The 16,742-nt window shown below is 71.8% G+C and carries 17 protein-coding genes; 6 read left to right on the top strand and 11 right to left on the bottom strand.

The window, feature by feature from the left end; all coding sequences use genetic code 11:
* Positions 1-168 precede the first annotated feature (168 nt).
* Positions 169-558 (top strand): YunG family protein, encoded by a 390-nt coding sequence (locus tag OHB49_RS21050; protein ID WP_329166569.1) that lies wholly within the window; start codon positions 169-171, stop codon positions 556-558.
* A 10-nt stretch (positions 559-568) separates the two neighbouring features.
* Here the strand turns inward: OHB49_RS21050 and OHB49_RS21045 are convergent, their stop codons facing one another.
* A complete protein-coding gene (locus OHB49_RS21045) occupies positions 569-1,420 on the bottom strand; it encodes a GNAT family N-acetyltransferase (protein WP_329162158.1) in 852 nt (283 codons plus the stop codon).
* Positions 1,421-1,481: 61 nt separating this feature from the next.
* Positions 1,482-2,882, bottom strand: coding sequence for a hypothetical protein (locus OHB49_RS21040; protein WP_329162157.1), 1,401 nt, complete (start codon positions 2,880-2,882; stop codon positions 1,482-1,484).
* A gap of 175 nt (positions 2,883-3,057) precedes the next feature.
* Between OHB49_RS21040 and OHB49_RS21035 the strand changes: the two genes are divergently transcribed.
* Positions 3,058-4,350 (top strand): molybdopterin-dependent oxidoreductase, encoded by a 1,293-nt coding sequence (locus tag OHB49_RS21035; protein ID WP_329162155.1) that lies wholly within the window; start codon positions 3,058-3,060, stop codon positions 4,348-4,350.
* Between the two features lie 370 nt (positions 4,351-4,720).
* Here the strand turns inward: OHB49_RS21035 and OHB49_RS21030 are convergent, their stop codons facing one another.
* Genes OHB49_RS21030 through OHB49_RS21020 form a run of 3 tightly spaced genes read right to left on the bottom strand, consistent with a single transcriptional unit; the run spans position 4,721 to position 6,995 of the window.
* On the bottom strand, positions 4,721-5,605 hold the full coding sequence (locus tag OHB49_RS21030; RefSeq protein ID WP_329162154.1) for a class I SAM-dependent methyltransferase: 885 nt from the start codon (positions 5,603-5,605) through the stop codon (positions 4,721-4,723).
* Positions 5,602-6,273 carry a TIGR04282 family arsenosugar biosynthesis glycosyltransferase gene (locus OHB49_RS21025; protein WP_329162153.1) on the bottom strand — a complete coding sequence of 224 codons (672 nt, stop codon included), beginning with the start codon at positions 6,271-6,273 and terminating at the stop codon, positions 5,602-5,604. The genes OHB49_RS21030 and OHB49_RS21025 overlap by 4 nt, the downstream gene beginning before the upstream one ends.
* Complete coding sequence (locus tag OHB49_RS21020; RefSeq protein WP_329162152.1) at positions 6,270-6,995, bottom strand: glycosyltransferase family 2 protein; 726 nt, start codon at positions 6,993-6,995, stop codon at positions 6,270-6,272. Before OHB49_RS21020 ends, OHB49_RS21025 begins: the two co-directional genes overlap by 4 nt.
* Positions 6,996-7,118: 123 nt before the next feature.
* On the opposite strand from OHB49_RS21020, the gene OHB49_RS21015 reads away from it, so the two are divergent.
* Together OHB49_RS21015 and OHB49_RS21010 are read left to right on the top strand one after the other, a co-directional pair.
* On the top strand, positions 7,119-7,934 hold the full coding sequence (locus OHB49_RS21015) for a response regulator transcription factor (RefSeq protein WP_329162150.1): 816 nt from the start codon (positions 7,119-7,121) through the stop codon (positions 7,932-7,934).
* Positions 7,931-9,046: a sensor histidine kinase gene (locus OHB49_RS21010; protein WP_329162148.1), complete on the top strand. Its 1,116-nt coding sequence runs from the start codon at positions 7,931-7,933 to the stop codon at positions 9,044-9,046. The genes OHB49_RS21015 and OHB49_RS21010 overlap by 4 nt, the downstream gene beginning before the upstream one ends.
* Here OHB49_RS21010 and OHB49_RS21005 read toward each other — a convergent pair.
* The 6 genes from OHB49_RS21005 to OHB49_RS20980 all read right to left on the bottom strand — a co-directional run bounded on the left by OHB49_RS21005 (position 9,037) and on the right by OHB49_RS20980 (position 15,270).
* Positions 9,037-10,119 (bottom strand): NAD-dependent epimerase/dehydratase family protein, encoded by a 1,083-nt coding sequence (locus OHB49_RS21005; protein ID WP_329162146.1) that lies wholly within the window; start codon positions 10,117-10,119, stop codon positions 9,037-9,039. The genes OHB49_RS21010 and OHB49_RS21005 overlap by 10 nt on opposite strands.
* Positions 10,120-10,212: 93 nt before the next feature.
* Complete coding sequence (locus tag OHB49_RS21000; RefSeq protein ID WP_329162144.1) at positions 10,213-12,099, bottom strand: alkyl/aryl-sulfatase; 1,887 nt, start codon at positions 12,097-12,099, stop codon at positions 10,213-10,215.
* Between the two features lie 220 nt (positions 12,100-12,319).
* Positions 12,320-12,931 carry a hypothetical protein gene (locus OHB49_RS20995; protein WP_329162143.1) on the bottom strand — a complete coding sequence of 204 codons (612 nt, stop codon included), beginning with the start codon at positions 12,929-12,931 and terminating at the stop codon, positions 12,320-12,322.
* Positions 12,928-14,184, bottom strand: a complete 1,257-nt coding sequence (locus OHB49_RS20990; protein WP_030972637.1) for an MAB_1171c family putative transporter — start codon at positions 14,182-14,184, stop codon at positions 12,928-12,930. The genes OHB49_RS20995 and OHB49_RS20990 overlap by 4 nt, the downstream gene beginning before the upstream one ends.
* 55 nt (positions 14,185-14,239) lie before the next feature.
* On the bottom strand, positions 14,240-14,815 hold the full coding sequence (locus OHB49_RS20985) for a toxin (RefSeq protein WP_329162140.1): 576 nt from the start codon (positions 14,813-14,815) through the stop codon (positions 14,240-14,242).
* Between the two features lie 5 nt (positions 14,816-14,820).
* Positions 14,821-15,270 (bottom strand): hypothetical protein, encoded by a 450-nt coding sequence (locus tag OHB49_RS20980; protein ID WP_030972639.1) that lies wholly within the window; start codon positions 15,268-15,270, stop codon positions 14,821-14,823.
* Positions 15,271-15,806: 536 nt separating this feature from the next.
* Here OHB49_RS20980 and OHB49_RS20975 point away from each other — a divergent pair.
* A complete protein-coding gene (locus OHB49_RS20975) occupies positions 15,807-16,160 on the top strand; it encodes a MerR family transcriptional regulator (RefSeq protein WP_329162138.1) in 354 nt (117 codons plus the stop codon).
* Positions 16,161-16,464: 304 nt separating this feature from the next.
* Positions 16,465-16,668, top strand: a complete 204-nt coding sequence (locus OHB49_RS20970; protein WP_015609674.1) for a cold-shock protein — start codon at positions 16,465-16,467, stop codon at positions 16,666-16,668.
* Positions 16,669-16,742 lie beyond the last annotated feature (74 nt).

The following is a 16,742-nucleotide window of genomic DNA, read 5'->3' as shown; positions in this document are numbered from 1 at the left end:
GAGCGCCGGCTCGCGGAGCTGTCCCTGCCGGCCGGCGGGAGCCTCGATGATCTGCTGGACGAGGTGCTGGAGAAGTCCGGTCAGGGAGCGAAGGACGACATCGCGGTGCCGGCCCCGGAGCAGGACATTCTCGAGGGGTTGTCAGTGGTCGCTGCGAGGATCGGTGTCATGGAGTCCTCGAAGCCGCTGCTGCTCGCCGACATCGAAGCCGCCGTCCGCGCCAGTTGGGGCGCCGACACGGCCACACCCGGCCATCGGCCGCACTGGACGGCCGGCAATCCGGCCCGCGACCAGTGCGGGGTCACCGCCATGGTGCTCAACGACCTGCTGGGCGGCGAGCTGATCCGGGGCGAGGTCCGGGTCCACGGCGAGCGCACGGACTTCCACTGGTGGAACCGACTGGGCATGGGTGTGGAGATCGACCTCACGCGGGAGCAGTTCGGGCCGGAGGAGATCGTCTCGGGTGGCACGGTGATACCCCGGCCGGCGGAGATCGTACGGCTGCGCGAGGAGTACGAACTGCTCCGCGACCGGGTGCTGGAGAGGCTCCGGCGCTAGGGTTCCGCGGTCAGCCGAGCTCCAGGCTGGTGATGCCGAACAGCCCGGTGTGGTCGACGTCCGGCATCGAGCCCGTGTACATACGGGCCGTCTCGAACGACGGTGCGAGACCCAGCTGTTCGGCGAGCGTGACCGCCGCCGGGTTGATGCCGGGTACGTCGACGGCGATCTCGGTGTCCGGTGCGGTGGCGGACAAGGCGCTCATCAGGGCGGCGGCCACTTCGGGCGACGAGGCGTGGAGGGGGCCGATGCGTGACGACGTACGGCAGGGGCGCATCACGGCGAACCCTCGCAACTCCCCGTCGTCATCGAGGGCGGCGAGGGCGGTGCGTCCGGGTGCGGCGATCCACGGGGCGAGAAAGCTGTCGCGCTCGGCGGGGAAGAAGCGCCGGTCGTAGACGGCCAGCCGGTCGAAGGGGAGCGAGCGGGCGTCGGCGAGCGTGATGCCGGGCGGTGCGCCGATGTCCGCGGCCGGCCGGCCGACCCACCGCATGTTCGTCCAGGCAGAGCGGAATCCGGACTTCCGGTAGTTGGCCTGCTGGGCGACGACGCCGTCGAGCCCGACGTTGCGCCCGGCGAGCCGGTCCATTCCGGCGCGCCAGACCTGGATGCCGTAACCCTGGCCGCGAAGTTCCGGGCGGGTGAGGTAGAAGCCCAGGAACCCGAAGCCGGAGCCGTACCGGACGACGGAGACGGAGGACACGGGCGCACCGTCGAGCCGGCCGATGAGGAAGCCGCGCGGGTCGGTGGCGAAGAAGGCGTGGCCGTCGGTCCGGCCCGGGTTCCAGCCCTCGGCGTGGGCCCACTCCCCCAGCATCTCGATGTCGTCGGCGCTCGCTGTGGTGATCTCGAATGTCGGCACGGGTCACCTGTACCCGGTGAGCGATCGGTTCAAGGACCTTGTTCGGCCATGTGGTACTCCGTCACCACCCCGTCCAGAGCAGGTGGTTGACCAACAGGGCGACGACGGCCTGCGCGATCAGCCAGCCACGTCGGGTGTCCGGGGGAAGCAGCGCGGCGGCGGGCAGGAGCCAGAGGACGAACGGCTGCCAGATGCGTTCCGTCTCCGCCTTGCTCATCCCGGACAGGTCCGCGACGAGGAGGGCGAGGAGCGCGGCCAGGGTGAGGAGGATCAGCTGGTGCCGGGCGGAGGTGGTGCCGGTGCGCAGGGCGCGTACGGATCCCGGGGCGCCGGCCGCGGCCCGGCGGAGGCCGGCGACCGTGGCGAGACCGGCGGAGACCGTGGTGGCCGCGAGGTTCGCCCAGACCCAGTAGGAGTACGGACGGATCCCGCCCGCCCCCTGGTAGTACCGCTCGACCAGCAGCCGGTACCCCTCCCACCAGTTGAAGCCCGCCAGGGTGAACGCGACGGGGACGACGAGCGCCCCGAGAAGGAAGAGGGGCACGGGGCGGGCCGTGCGGGCCAGCAGGAGGACGGTGAGGAGCAGGAGCGCGATGAGCGTCAGACCGTACGAGAGGTAGCAGGTCAGGCCGTAGAGCAGGCCGGAACCGAGGGCGGCGGCAGCGGCCGGGCGGGGGCTGTGGGGCCGGCGCGTCGCCGCCAGGGCGAGGAGCGCGACCGACCATGCGGCGACCGCGGCGAAGTAGCCGTCCGCCGAGGCCCCCGTCCAGACCGCCATCGGCGCGAGGACGAGGAACGGCGCGGCGCGCCGCGCCAGGCGTTCGTCGGTCAGGGCGCGCACCGCGATCAGCGCGGCGACCACCGCGGAGCCGCCGAGCACGATGCACCAGACACCGGCCCATCCGCCGCCGCCGAGTCCGATCCGGTCCAGCAGGACGAAAGTGAGCGTGGCGCCCGGCGGATGACCGGCGACATGCGCGGGCCAGTTGTCCGGACGGCCGCTCAGGATGTGGCTGGTGAAGCCGTGCAGGGCCGCCTCGATGTCGCCGAACCGGCCGATGACCTGGAGATATTCGTGCTTCGTGGTGAGCCGTTCGGCGATGCCCCGGCTCCAGCCGTCGATCATCGCCAGTGAGAGGATCCAGGCCAGGGAGGCGGCCCACGCGGTGGCGAGCAGGCCCCGCCACGGCAGCCGGTCGGCGAGGCCCGGCCCGTACGCGACGACGGCCGCAGCGACGACGACGGCGGCCGGGGTGCCGGGGCCGGTGTGCGGATACCAGGACGCCAGCAGGGGCGGCCAGTGGGCGACCAGGGTTCCGTGGGCGTCCTGGATCGCGCGCCCGATCAGCACGGCTGCGGTGACGAGCAGGACACCCGCGGCGGCGGCGATCAGATCGCCGCGGCGGCCGGTGGTGCGCTGCTGCGGGGGGTGGTGGCCGGTGGTGCGTTCCTCGGTCTTCACGCAGGCACGCTATGCAGGGTGGGGCGGCTGCGGGCGGTGCCACCGGGTCGCGTCACCGAACTGTCAGATCAGGCCCGGAGATCTTGGCCCGGTTGGCCGTCGCGGGGAGTGACGTCAGCGTTTCGTCAGGAGTCGTGCGGGCCCGGGCCCGGCAGCCCGGACATAGCTTCGGGGCATGGGCGACACACGTCACGGCAGAGCATCCCGCATCCCGTTCCCCTCGTTCCCGGATGGGTCCCGGGTCCGGGAACGGCTGCCTTCCGCGCCCGGGTTCTGGCGCAGTCCGGTGCGCGGTGTCCGGTTCACGGCGGTGCTCGGTCTCGTCCTCCTCGTCGGGCTGACGCTGGTCTTCGTGACGGGTCTGCTGTCGTACGCCGCGTACAACCCGGATCTCGCCGCGGTCAACGACAAGACGCCGGGCAAGGGGCTGCTGGGGTTCTACCTCTTCGCCTGGCCGACCGGGCCGCACTGGCTGTACCGGCTGGACCAGGGAGTGCATGTCACGGGCGGCATCGTGCTCGTACCGGTTCTGCTGGCGAAGTTGTGGTCGGTGATCCCGAAACTCTTCGCGCTGCCGCCGGCCCGGTCGGTGGGGCATGCGCTGGAACGGGTCTCGTTGCTGCTGCTCGTCGGCGGCGCGCTGTTCGAGTTCGTCACGGGTCTGCTCAACATCCAGCTGGAGTACGTGTTCCCGGGGTCGTTCTATCCGCTGCACTTCTACGGCGCGTGGGTGTTCTTCACCGGGTTCGTCGCCCACGTCGGGCTGAAGCTCCCACGGGCCGTACGGGTGCTGCGCAACGGGGAACTGCGCGGTGAAGTGGATGAGCTGGCTGCCCCCGCACCGGACGAGCCCACCATCTCCCGGCGTGGCGCGTTCGCCATGGTGGGCGCCGGATCGCTGCTCCTGCTGGTCACCTCGGTGGGCCGGAGTTTCGACGCGCTGCGGAGCACCGCTCTCCTCACCCCGCGCGGGGTCGCCGACCCCGGATCGGGGCCCAACGGGTTCCAGATCAACAAGACGGCCGCGTCCGTCCGGGTCACCCCGGCCGACACGGGGGAACGGTGGCGGCTGACCGTCCAAGGCCCTGCCGGGGAGCTCACGTTCACCCGGGAACAGCTGCTGGCCATGGACCAGTACAGCGCGGCGCTGCCGATCGCCTGCGTGGAGGGCTGGTCGACCTCGGACCAGTGGTGGCGCGGGGTGCGGCTGCGGGACCTGGCGGCGCTCGCGGGGTATCCGGACCGGCCGCCGGGAGTGCTCGTCGAGTCGGTGCAGCGCAGCGGGCCGTTCCGCAAGGCGGCGCTGCGGGACAACCAGGTACGCGACCCGCGCTCGCTGCTGGCGCTGGAGGTCAACGGCGAGACGCTGTCGCCGGATCACGGGTTTCCGGCACGGATCATCGTGCCGGCCGCGCCCGGTGTGCTGAACACCAAATGGGTGACCCGGCTGACGTTCGGAGAGCTGTGATGAGACGGAGCGGCGAGCGCGCCGGAGAGCGGACGAAGCGCACGAAGGCGACCGGGCCGGGGGCGGTCCTCAGGCGTTGGTACGGGGAAGGGCCGCTGCAATTCGTCCTGCTGGCCGCCACGTTCGCGCTCGCGGGCTATGCGGGGGTGCGGCTGCTGGAGGGGGACACGTTCGGCGTGGTGGTGTGGTTCGTCGGGTCGGCGCTGCTGCACGATCTGGTGCTGCTGCCGGTGTACGCGACGGTGGACCGCGTCGTACGCGTGGCGCTCGGGCCGCGCTCCGGCCTGGTCAACTTCGTCCGCGTACCGGCCTTCCTGTCCGGGCTGCTCCTGCTGATGTGGTTCCCGCTGATCACCCGGCAGGCGAAGCACTACGAGCCGGCGAGCGGACTGTCCCCCGACGTCTTCCTCGGGAACTGGCTGCTGATCACGGCCGCGCTGTTCGCGGTGTCGGCGCTCTGGCTCACGGTCCGGACCCTCCGGTCGCGGCGCAGGGCGACGAAGGGGCGGCCGTCCGCCACCCACTGATCGGCCGGGAGCCAGCCGTTCGGCCGCGCGTACCGGAGCAGGGCAGGGGTGCCGATCCGGGCCCACGGGAAATGCCCGGCATCGGCACAGTCCGGTCCGCCGACCCCGTCGGGTGCGCGGCGGCCGTCGTACAACCGGACCTGGACCCGCTCGTCGATGTCCGGCGACACGGTCTCCGCGATGAGCAGACCGCCGGGCGCGAGCAGCTCCGCGGTGCGCAGCAGGAGGCCGTGCGGGTCGCCGCCGATGCCGATGTTGCCGTCGATGAGCAGGACGGTGCCCCAGCGGCCCTCGCCGGGCAGCGGGTCGAAGACGGAACGGCGCAGCGCCGAGCCGCCGATCCGCAGTGTGTGGGCGACGGCCGTCTCGCTGACGTCGATGCCGAGCGCACGGTGGCCGTGGGCGGCCAGTTCCGCGACGAGGCGGCCGGGCCCGCAGCCGATGTCGAGGACCGGCCCTTCGCAGCGGCGCAGCGCGGACCGGTCGGCGGCGTCGGCTCCGCCGCACCAGCGCTCGACGTCCAGGGGGAGCAGCCAGCCGTCCGCGCGGCGGAGGAAGAGCGGCCCGTGGCCGTTGCGCAGCGCGTCGGCGTACGGGTCGGTGCTCCACGCGGCGATGTCCGGATGCGCGATGTCCGGATGCGCGGTGCCGGGGTGCGCGGTGTCCGGGTGCCGGTTGTCCGGGGGCACGGGAGTCAGCACCGAGCGGTTCGGCACCGTCCCGCTCATCGGCTCGCCGCCCCGGTCAGCCGGGCGAGGGTCGAGGCGAACTGTCCGTGCGGTGCGGCAGCTGCGACGTGCGCGGCGTCCGCCGCGGTGTCCACGTCCCGCAGCGGCGGCAGATCACGCACGGTCAGCCCCGCGTCGACGAGCCGGCGCCGCTGGACGGCGCCGGTCTCCGGGGTGGACATGGGCACGCCGCGCACCAGGTCCGGGTCGGGTGCGGCCAGGCCCAGCGCCCAGAAGCCGCCGTCGTCGGCGGGCCCGAACCAGGCGTCGCACCCGTCCCAGGCGTCCGGGGAGAGGGCGGGCGTCAGATCGGCGGTGGTGATCTGAGGAGTGTCCATGCCGATGAGCAGCGCCGGTCCGGCGCAGCCGCCGAACGCCGCCGCAAGCCGCTCGTCGAGCCGGCCGGTGCACTGCGCGACGACTTCGATGCCGGGCGGCAACCAGGGACCGGGCCGTCCGTCGAGCACGAGCACGCGCCGCCGGGCCGGCAGCGAGAGCACCGTGCGCAGCGTGTCACTGAGCGCGGCCTCGGCGAGCTGCGCGGCCTCGGCGGGGGTGAAGGGCGGGGTCAGCCGCGTCTTGACGAGGCCGGGCAGCGGTTCCTTGGCGATCACGAGGAGCGTGGTGCGACCCGGCGCGACGCCGCGGTGGGCGGGCGCCACTCTCATCGGGGCGCCCCCGGGCGTACCGCCCGTGCCGAGGTCCGTTCCGGCGGCTCGCGCAGGACGGCGCGCATGTCGCGTACCGCCTGCCACGTTCCCCGCCAGGTGCCGGTCACCTTGGATCTGCCGGTGCGCGGGAGATACGGGACATCCGTCTCCGCGACCCGCAGCCCGGCGTCCGACGCGCGTACCACCATCTGCAGCGGGTAGCCGCTGCGCCGGTCGGTGAGGTCCAGTGCCAGCAGGTCCGCCCGGCGCCCGGCCCGCATCGGACCGAGGTCGTGCAGGCGCAGGCCCGTCCGGCGGCGCAGCATGCGGGCGAGCGCCAGGTTCCCCGCGCGGGCGTGCAGGGGCCAGGCGCCGCGGCCCTCGGGGCGCCGCCGGCCCAGCAGCAGATCCGTGTCCCCGTCGGCGATCCGGCGTACGAAGCCGGGCAGCAGCCCCGGGTCGAGGGAGCCGTCGCAGTCGCAGAAGCAGACGAACTCCGCCTCGGCGGCGAGCAGACCGGCATGGCATGCGGCGCCGAAGCCGCGGCGCGGCTCGTGCACGACGGTCGCCCCGAGGGAGCGGGCGAGGTCGGCCGACCCGTCGGTGGAGCCGTTGTCGACGACGATGGCACGCCAGCCGTACGGGATGCCGGCCAGCACCCGGGGCAGCGCCGCGGCCTCGTTCAGACAGGGCAGGATCACATCGGCGCGCGGGGACTGAGTGTGGAGGGAGTCGGTCACCTCGCTCACCCTACGGAGCAAAAACCGGCATTTCGGGCTTCAGGTTCTTACGAAAGCCGGACGTCGGCCCTTCGGCGGACGGCCGACCGGCTCTCCCGGCGACCGGGATGCCAAAGTGGCTGTATGGAGAACATCCCGGACGCCCCGGGTTCCGGCGGCACCGACCCCGGTGTCCCGCGTGGCCATGTCCTCGTCGTGGACGACGATCCGACGGTCGCCGAGGTGGTGGTCGGCTATCTGGAGCGGGCGGGTTACGACGTCCGGCGGGCCGGCGACGGTCCGGCGGCGCTGGAGTGCTTCACGGCGCGCCGCCCGGACCTGGTCGTCCTCGATCTGATGCTGCCCGGCATGGACGGCTTCGAGGTCTGCCGCAGGATGCGGGCGCACGGCCGTGTGCCGGTCATCATGCTGACCGCACGCGGCGACGAGGACGACCGCATCCTGGGCCTGGAGACGGGCGCGGACGACTACGTCACCAAGCCGTTCAGCCCGCGCGAGCTCGTGCTGCGCGTCGACGCGGTGCTCCGCCGGGGCCGGGGAACGGCGCCCGACGCGGATGACGCCCGGGCCCCGCTGGAGTGCGCCGGGCTCCGTCTCGATCCCGTCGCCCGCCGCGCGGTGCGGGACGGCCGCGAGCTCGCCCTCACCCTCCGGGAGTTCGACCTCCTGACCTTCTTCCTGCGCCATCCCGGCCGGGTGTTCACCCGGGAGGAACTGATGCGGGAGGTCTGGGGGTGGGACTTCGGGGACCTGTCGACGGTGACGGTCCATGTGCGGCGGCTGCGCGGCAAGGTCGAGACGGATCCGGCCCGTCCGCAGCTGATCCAGACGGTGTGGGGTGTGGGCTACCGCCTGGACCCGGCCCTGGCCCCGACCCGCCCGGACGGAACGAGAACCGCCCCGCCGGGCGCCCCGACCACCGATGCGGACCCCTCATGACCGACCTCCTCCTCATCGCGCTCTTCGCGTTCCTGGGCGCCGCAGCGGCCGGGCTTCTCGGTGCATTGGTCCTGCGCCTCTTCCGGCACCGTTCGCTCGTCGTGTCGCTGGCCGTCGTCGCCGCCGTCGCCGTGACCGCGATGCTCGCCGGGACCCTCGCGGTCGCCTGGGCGATGTTCCTGTCGGCGCACGATCTGACCGTCGTCACGACCGTCGTCGCCATGGCCGCCGTGGTGTCCCTCGCCACCGCGATGCTGCTCGGCCGCTGGGTCGCGGCCCGGAGCCGGGACCTGGCGCTCGCGGCCCGTTCGTTCGGCGACGGCGGTACGTTCGCCGCCCCCGAGGAGCAGGCGACCGCCGAACTCTCCTACCTGGCAAAGGAACTGGCGGCCACCAGCGCCAAGCTCGACAGCTCCCGGGAGCGCGAACGCGCACTGGAGACGTCGCGCCGTGAGCTCGTCGCATGGATCTCGCACGATCTGCGGACCCCGCTCGCCGGGCTGCGGGCCATGTCCGAGGCGCTGGAGGACGGCATGGCCGCCGACTCCGGCCGCTACCTGCGGCAGATACGGACCGAGGTGGAACGCATGAACGACATGGTCGGCGACCTCTTCGAACTCTCCCGGATCCACGCCGGATCGCTCACCCTCACCCCCACCCGCATCTCCGCGTACGACCTGGTCGGCGACGCTCTCGCGGGCGCGGACCCGCTGGCGCGCGAGCACGGGGTACGGCTCGTCGGCGACCGTATCGACGCCGTGCCGGTGGAGGTCGACAGCAAGGAGATGAGCCGGGTCCTGGGCAACCTCCTGATCAACGCGATCCGCCGTACCCCGGCCGACGGCACGGTCGCGGTGGCCGCTCGCCGCGCCGACGGCGGGGTGGTGCTGTCGGTGACGGACGGCTGCGGTGGCATCCCCGAGGAGGACCTGCCGAGGGTCTTCGACACGGGCTGGCGCGGCAGCCACGCCCGTACGCCACCCGCCGGTGCTGGGCTCGGGCTGGCGATCGTCCGCGGCATCGTGGAGGCGCACGACGGCCGGGCGGAGGTCCGCAACGTCACGGGCGGCTGTTGCTTCGAGGTCACCCTCCCGGCGGCCGCTCAGGCGTGAGCGGGCCGTCCTCGACCGCCCGCCGGACCCGTCCTCAGCTCCGCTCCCGCGAACTCCTTCATCCCCTCCGCGAACCCCACCTCCGGCCGCCAGCCCAGCTCCTCCCGCAGCCGGCGCGAGTCCGCCGTCACATGGCGTACGTCCCCGAGCCGGTACCCACCGGTGATCTCCGGTGCCGGGCCCCCGTGCGCGCAGGCCAGTTCCGTGGCCATCTCGCCGATCGTGTGCGGTTCGCCGCTGCCCGTGTTGTACGCGGTGAAGCTGCCGGCCGGCCGTTCCCGCACGGCCTCCAGCGCCACCGCGTTGGCGGCCGCCACGTCGCGTACGTGGACGAAGTCCCGCCGCTGGCGGCCGTCCTCGAAGACCTGCGGTGCCTCGCCCCGGGCCAGCGACGAGCGAAAGAAGGACGCGACACCCGCGTACGGGGTGTCGCGCGGCATCCCCGGCCCGTACACGTTGTGGTAGCGCAGGGCCGTCGCCCGGCCGCCCGTCGCCCGCGCCCACGCGGCGGCGAGATGTTCCTGGGCGAGCTTCGTCGCCGCGTACACGTTGCGCGGGTCGGCCGGCGCGTCCTCGGTGACCAGGCCCGGAGTCAACTCGTTCCCGCAGCGTGGGCAGCGAGGTTCGAACCGGCCCGCCGCCAGATCGTCCACGGCTCGCGGACCGGGCCGGACCTGCCCGTGCCGGGGACAGTCGTACCGCCCCTCGCCGTACACGACCATCGACCCGGCGAGCACCAGATCGCGCACCCCGGCGCCGGCCGTCTCCGCCAGCAGGACCGCCGTCCCCAGGTCGTTGCAGCCGACGTACTCAGGGGCGTCCGCGAAGTCCTTGCCCAGGCCGACCATCGCGGCCTGGTGGCACACCGCGTCGACGCCCCGCAGCGCATCGGCCACGGCGTCCCGGTCCCGTACATCGGCGACGATCATTCCTTCCCGGCCGCTGCGGGCACCCCCACCGTGCGCTGACTCCAGCAGCGCATCGAACACGACCACCTCATGGCCGCGCGCGACCAGCGCCTCGGCGATGTGTCCCCCGATGAACCCGGCTCCGCCGGTGAGCAGTACGCGCATGACGCCACGTTAGATCTCCGGGCGCGCTCCGCTCCGACGCCGTACGGACACGTCACCGGAGCGTAAGGAGCGGGAACACCGGGTCGGGCGCGGTCAGCGCGTCACGATGGGGAAGTCCGGGTCGGTGGAGTCCAGGACCGAGACCAGGGTCCGGAGCGCGCCGATGTCCCCGGTGTACGCGATGGTGTCGAGCCCCTTCCCGGCCAGCAGGTCCAGCAGCTGCGGCCGGGTCAGGGTGAACGTCACGTCGGCGGGGGTGTCTTCGAATCCCGGGGCACCCTCGAAGCCGACGGCGGCCTCCGCCGGATCCATTCTCGTCGGCACGAGGACACCGTTGCGCAGGCTGGTGCGGTACTGCTCGTCCAGATCGGTGAATCGCCAGTCCAGAGTGGCCCGGTGATCCCATGCCTCGGGGCCGTTGATGCGGATGGCGAGCGAGTCGAAGATCTGCTCGACGCTCAGCGCGGCGGGCACGCTTCCGGCGGAGGGGGCGGTCCCGGTGACGCCCTGGCGCAGTTCGAGGGCGCCCATGAGGTAGCAGTTGCGCCAGATCGCGTTCTCGGCACCCTGGGCGAGCTGCTCGAAGGTCCGGGCGAGCAGGTCCTTGGCCCCGGTGTGGTCGGGCTGTGCGAAGACCGCGTGCTTGAGCAGTTGGGCCGCGAAGCGAAGATCGCCGTCGGAGACGTACTCCCCGGCGCGGGCGACCACCGCGTCGACACCACCCATGCAGTCGACGTACCGGCGGGCGGACTCGGTCGGCGGGTGCTCCCACAGCGAGGACGGGTGGCCGTCGTACCAGCCCAGGTAGCGCTGGTAGATCGCCTTCACGTTGTGGCTGACGGAACCGTAGTAGCCGCGGGCGTGCCAGGAGCGGGCGAGGCCGGGCGGCAGTTCGATCACCTCGGCGATCTCGGTGGCGGTGCGGCCCTGGTTGGCCAGGCGCAGGGTCTGGTCGTGCAGAAAGGCGTACAGGTCGCACTGCTCGGACAGGAACGCGGTGAGCCGCTCCGTGCCCCAGGTGGGCCAGTGGTGGGACGCGAAGAGGACGTCGCTCTCGGAGCCGAAGAGCTGGACGGCCTCGTCGAGGCAGCGGGACCAGGTCCGGGCGTCGCGGACCACGGCGCCGCGCAGCGACAGGATGTTGTGCAGGGTGTGGGTGGCGTTCTCGGCCATGCACAGGGCGCGGTGTTCGGGCAGATGGAAGTTCATCTCCGAGGGTGCCTCGGTGCCGGGCGTCAGCTGGAAGTGGAACACCACGCCGTCGACCGTCTCGACCTGTCCGGTGCCGGTGATCTCGATGGTCGCCGGGAGGAGACCGGGGGTTCCGGTGGAGGTGGTGAAGCCGAGGCCCGTCCCGACCAGACCGGTGGGGCCGCGGTCGAGGTTCGTGCCCGAGCAGTAGGCGTCGCGCCGCAGCCCGGCCGTACCGGCGTACACGTTCCCGGTGACCGAGTGCTCCGTGAAGCCCTGCGGGGCGAGGAGCGGTACGCCGTCGACCTGCTCGGCCCGGCCGATGACGCCGTGGACGCCACCGAAGTGGTCGAGGTGCGAATGGGTGAAGAGCACGCCGGTGACCGGGCGGTCGCCGCGCTGCTCGCGGTAGAGCGCGAGGCCGGCCGCGGCGGTCTCGGCGGAGGCGAGCGGGTCGACGACGATCACACCGGTGTCGCCCTCGATGAGGGTCATGTTCGACATGTCGAAGCCGCGGATCTGGTAGATGCCGTCGGTCACCCGGTACAGGCCGGCGCGGGCGCACAGCTGGGACTGCCGCCACAGGCTCGGGTTGACGCTGTCCGGGCAGTCCCCTTCCAGGAAAGCGGTGGCGGTGAAGTCCCACACCATGCGTCCGTCGTCGGTGGTGATGGTCGTGGACGACGGGCCGGCCACGAAGCCCCGGTCGGCGTTCTCGAAGTCGGTGCGGTCCGCGAAGTCCGGCGTGACCGGAGCGGCAGGTGTGCCCGATGCGGCGGCTGTGGTCATGCTGATCTCCTGGGGCCGATGGCGATACCAGCCGCCGAGCTGGGCATCTGGCCGATGGCGTCGCCCACGAATCCCTCCCGGGGCACGTGAAGCGCCGTCCCGGCCCCGTACCGCAGGACGCTTCAGTCCGTAAAAGTCCGTCGGTACACGACTATTTGGGCATGCCTGACGTTACGCAACCGGGGATGCGCCGGGAGAAGCACCGGTGACCGGACGGCCGTCAGACGAGCAGGAACGCGCCCGCCGTCGCCGCGCCCAGCGACGCTCCCGCCACCACCTGTGCGGCGGTGTGATACCCGAGCGCCACCCGTGACCAGCACACGGCGGCCGTCATCGCGTACGCCAGGAGCCACCACGGGGAATGGACGGCGGCGAGCAGCGCGACGACCGCCGAGGCGACCGACGCGTCCACCGAGATCTTCCAGACGGTGTTGACGGCGAGCAGGACGACCGTCATCGCCCACAGCGCCAGCATCGCCACCAGGATCCCGGTCGGCGCGTGCCCGAGGACCATGACGACCGAGCCGGCACCGATCGAGCCCAGGATGACGAAGAAGATCGGTGCACGCTTCGTACGGTCGACGACATGCCGGTCGCCCCAGGTGCCGCGCCCCCGCTCCCACTCGATGTAGCCGGCCGGGACGAGCCCCGCGCACAGGGCGCCGAGCAGGCCCCACAGCAGACCGGTCCAGTGGCCCGCGGCGGCCAGTCCGATGGCGAGCATGCCGACCAGCAGGACGTTGCGGGGCTGGAGCACGTCCGTGACCCTGCGGGCGGCCGGCACCCGGGCGCCGACGGTGGAGTCGAGGGTGGGATCGATGGTGGACGTCACGCCGTCTTCTCCAGGTCGGTGAGGGACACCAGGACGCGCCGGGCCCGGTCGTCGGTGATCGTTCGGTACGCGGCCGCCACCTGCACCAGCCACGCCACTTCGCCGTCCTGGTCGGTGGCGTGCTGCGTGCCGACCGCCCCGGCCGGCCCTGCGGGGGCGCCGGCGTTCCTGGCCGTCAGGGCGGCCTTGATCCAGTAGGCGTCGGCGAGCGGTCCGGACTTCGCGGGGTCCGGCGTATCGGCGGCGGCCGCGGCCTCGGCGGCCGGCAGCAGGTCGTCCGGTACGTAGTGGCGCAGCTTCTCGACCGCGTCCGCGATGTCGGCGGCCCACCGGTCGATCCGCAGATCGGCGGGGGTGTCGAACCGGGTCAGTTCGCGGCGCAGTGACCGCGGCGGCTCGAACGGCTGGTCGGGAAACGCGGTCATGAGCTCGTACCAGAGGGCGTGCAGCCGGCTCTGGGCCCGCCACAGCTTCGCGCGGCGCCCGCCCTTGCTGAGGGCGGGGATGGACGCGCCCACCGCGAAGAACGCGAACAGCACGATCTGCGCGGCCTCGGTGACCTCGTCGAACTCCAGGGCGAAGGCCGGGCTCGGCCGGTCGATGACGCTGACCCACAGGAACAGCGTGCGGCTGACGGTGTAGCCGACCCCGATGAACATCGCGAACGTCATCATGCCGAGCCCCACCCGCAGATGGCGCAGCCGGGCGCCGGCGGTGGCCAGCGCCCACTGGTACGCGCAGACCGCGGACGCGGCACCCAGGTAGAGGTAGAACACGCTCATGTACAGCGTGGCGCCCCACTGGCCTGCGTGGTCGGAGACGAAACGGTCCGACGGTACGGAACGGTCGACGACGGTGAAGAAGAGCACCGTCAGCAGGACCAGCGTGGCGACGGACGCCTTCGCCGCCACCTGCTGGATCGTCCGGGCGAACCGTACGTGCCGCGGGATGTCACCGGCGTCGGGGTACTGGCCGTAGATGGCGACGATGTAGCTGAGGATCGCCAGGATCGCGACGGTCGCGGTGTAGTGCTTGATCAGGACCGAAAGGTCGGTGACCGGGCTGTCGTTGAGTCCGATCCGGACGACCCGGGTCTTGGTCCACAGGGCGGCGGCGAATCCGGCGTAGCAGCCCCACAGGGCCCGGCGACGCTTGTCCTCCTCGTCGCCCCACAGGGCGGCCGGCATGCGCCACACGGCGACGGCCGTCATCAGGCCGGCTATGAGATAGCCGGCGAGGTCGAGCGGGGTCACGGCGAAATTCCTCTGGGTGGGGGGACAGCTGGAGGGGGGCGGCGGGACCGGGTGGTCAGGTCCGGCGGAACAGGACGCGGCGACGGCGGTGCGCGAAGGGGCGGGAGAGCGAGTTGGTGAGGCGGCCCATCATGTCGTCGCTGGTCACGTCCCTGGCCATACGGGGGATGAGCGAGGCGCCGAACTCGGCGACCCGCTCGTCATGGGTGTCGTACTGGGCGCGTGCCTGCACCGTGCCGTCGCCCGCCCGCAGTGCGTCCGCGACACCGGAGTCGAGGACCCGGGAGATCAGGGACGTGTCGAAGACGGGCAGCAGCCGCTGGAGCTGCTCCGCGTCGAGCGAGGTGCCGTGGTCGAACCACTCGTGGCACAGCTCGTGCAGGATGACGTGCTGCGTCTGGTACGCGGTCGGGCGCCGCCGGTAGAGCACGAAACTGGTCCGGCCGGAGGCCAGGCGCAGCCCGCAGGCGGCGTTCACCCGCGCCAGCCGGTCGGGCATTTCGTGCAGCACGATGGTGCGCCCGCGGGCCGCCTCCATGTTCGCCACCAGGCCGGCGACGGAGAACGGAGCGGGAATGGGCAGGTCGGCCAGCCCGGTCTCGCACTCTTTCCGCAGCGCACGCAAGGACATGAGGTCTACTGCTCCGACCGGCCGTCGGTTGCGTCGCCCCGGCGGTCCTTCGCGTCCTCCAGGAGCGAGAGCGCGAACTGCAGGAGCTCCGGCGGAAGACCGTCGTCGTCCAGGCCACGGCCGGCCAGCCCGCTGATCTCCCCGGTGCGCCGCTTCGCGAGGAACCGCAGACCCGCGACGACATCGTCGACGACCTCGGACTCCTCCTTGAAGAAGCGCCAGTCGACGCCGAAGCCCAGCCCTAGGGCCTTGAGGATCTCCTCGGACGGCTGGGTGACCTTCCCGGCGAGGATGTTCGAGAAGTAGCTGTGCGACAGCGAGCCGCCGCGCTCCTTGACCAGGTCCGCGAAGACCCGCCCGGAGATCTTCTGGCCGGGGAAGGTCTCCTCCACCATGTACTCGACCTTCTGCTGCAGTGTCCGCAGCTCCGGCGCGTGTTCTTCGCCGTTGTCCATCGGGGCCCCCACGTCCACGTCCGCCGTACGCGCGTCCGTCCGAGCGGAACATCCTGCTCCGGTGCCAGGAGCGGGCTTGCGCAAACACTCTACGTCACTGTTAACTCGAAAAAACATGGGCAAGGGACCACGAGGGGAGTCCCTTGCCCGTGAAATCTTGGTACGTCCACGCGGGCCCGCAACGAGTCGTAGCCCTTCACGACGGGGGATGCGTGAAGGGCTACGCGTTCATTATGGCCGTCGGCCGGGTCGCCATCAACTGACCGTCCGGTCAGTGTGTCCGACCGGGTGTGCGGACCGGCGTACGGGGACGCGGGCGGACAGGCGTACCGGGACGCGTGCGGGGAGGCGTACGGCGGTCCGTCGCGCTCCGGGGCGCCCCCTGTCCGGCAGGCAGATAATTTCACCTGACAGGCCCGGGAAATCTGTCGCGGCTATGCTAGAGATGATGGCTCGCACCATGAGAGTTTCTTTTTCGGTCAACGAAATCAGAGACACTTCCGATGTCTCTCGCCGCGGGCCCGGAAGAGGTGCAAATGCCCGCAGATACCCCTCCGCAAGCCGCCGACCGACTCGATGACGACGACTACCCCGCCTACACCATGGGGCGTGCCGCGGAGATGATCGGCGCCACGCCGGGCTTCCTCCGGGCGATCGGTGACGCCCGCCTGATCACGCCCCTGCGGTCCGAGGGCGGCCACCGCCGCTACTCCCGGTACCAGTTGCGTATCGCGGCTCGCGCCCGCGAGCTCGTCGACGGCGGCACGCCGATCGAGGCGGCCTGTCGCATCGTCATCCTGGAGGACCAGCTGGAGGAGGCGCTGCGCCTCAACGCGGAGCTGCGCCGGCCCACGGCGGGTTCGGCCGGCGGGGCGGGTGCGGGGTCCTGAGACCGGTCCGCGGGACAGAATATCTGCTGTCGCAAGCGCAGAATTTTATCCAATGCGCGATGAGGGTTTATGACACACCGGACGGAGTGTAATTACTTGCCGCGCCCGGACGGCTCCATCGTGCTAGTGTGGATCTCAGTTGCAGTTGTGGTTCCCAAAACTCCAAGTGCTCTCGCCGACGTAATGTGCCGGTGGGCGCGCTTTTGTATTTCCGGCATTCTTATTCCGGACGGGGTAATCATCGCGGCGACGCGGGTTCCGCACAGTGCGGATCCCCGGGCACTGCCCCAGAAGGAGACAAAACATGGCTACTGGCACCGTTAAGTGGTTCAACGCGGAAAAGGGCTTCGGCTTCATCGAGCAGGACGGTGGCGGCGCTGACGTCTTCGCCCACTACTCGAACATCGCCGCAAGCGGCTTCCGTGAGCTGCAGGAGGGCCAGAAGGTGAACTTCGACGTCACGCAGGGCCAGAAGGGCCCGCAGGCGGAGAACATCACCCCCGCGTGATCCTGCGAATGCTCCGGCGCTGACGCGCTGACACGCACTTGCGCAGCTGGGGCCCGCACCTTGGGGTGCGGGCC

The organism is Streptomyces sp. NBC_01717 (assembly GCF_036248255.1).
Classification (GTDB): Bacteria; Actinomycetota; Actinomycetes; order Streptomycetales; family Streptomycetaceae; genus Streptomyces.
The sequence above is the reverse complement of the archived record's forward strand: the minus strand, read 5'-3'. Positions and strand labels throughout refer to the sequence as shown.

Bases quoted from the DNA above. Each gene is read 5' to 3' on its own strand.
- OHB49_RS21015 (WP_329162150.1), top strand. From the start codon at position 7,119: ATGGAGAACATCCCGGACGCCCCGGGTTCCGGCGGCACCGACCCCGGT.
- OHB49_RS20985 (WP_329162140.1), bottom strand. From the start codon at position 14,815: ATGTCCTTGCGTGCGCTGCGGAAAGAGTGCGAGACCGGGCTGGCCGAC.
- OHB49_RS21035 (WP_329162155.1), top strand. From the start codon at position 3,058: ATGGGCGACACACGTCACGGCAGAGCATCCCGCATCCCGTTCCCCTCG.
- OHB49_RS21000 (WP_329162144.1), bottom strand. From the start codon at position 12,099: ATGACCACAGCCGCCGCATCGGGCACACCTGCCGCTCCGGTCACGCCG.
- OHB49_RS20980 (WP_030972639.1), bottom strand. From the start codon at position 15,270: ATGGACAACGGCGAAGAACACGCGCCGGAGCTGCGGACACTGCAGCAG.
- OHB49_RS20970 (WP_015609674.1), top strand. From the start codon at position 16,465: ATGGCTACTGGCACCGTTAAGTGGTTCAACGCGGAAAAGGGCTTCGGC.
- OHB49_RS20975 (WP_329162138.1), top strand. From the start codon at position 15,807: ATGCCCGCAGATACCCCTCCGCAAGCCGCCGACCGACTCGATGACGAC.
- OHB49_RS21025 (WP_329162153.1), bottom strand. From the start codon at position 6,273: ATGAGAGTGGCGCCCGCCCACCGCGGCGTCGCGCCGGGTCGCACCACG.
- OHB49_RS21010 (WP_329162148.1), top strand. From the start codon at position 7,931: ATGACCGACCTCCTCCTCATCGCGCTCTTCGCGTTCCTGGGCGCCGCA.
- OHB49_RS21030 (WP_329162154.1), bottom strand. From the start codon at position 5,605: ATGAGCGGGACGGTGCCGAACCGCTCGGTGCTGACTCCCGTGCCCCCG.
- OHB49_RS21050 (WP_329166569.1), top strand. From the start codon at position 169: ATGGAGTCCTCGAAGCCGCTGCTGCTCGCCGACATCGAAGCCGCCGTC.
- OHB49_RS21005 (WP_329162146.1), bottom strand. From the start codon at position 10,119: ATGCGCGTACTGCTCACCGGCGGAGCCGGGTTCATCGGGGGACACATC.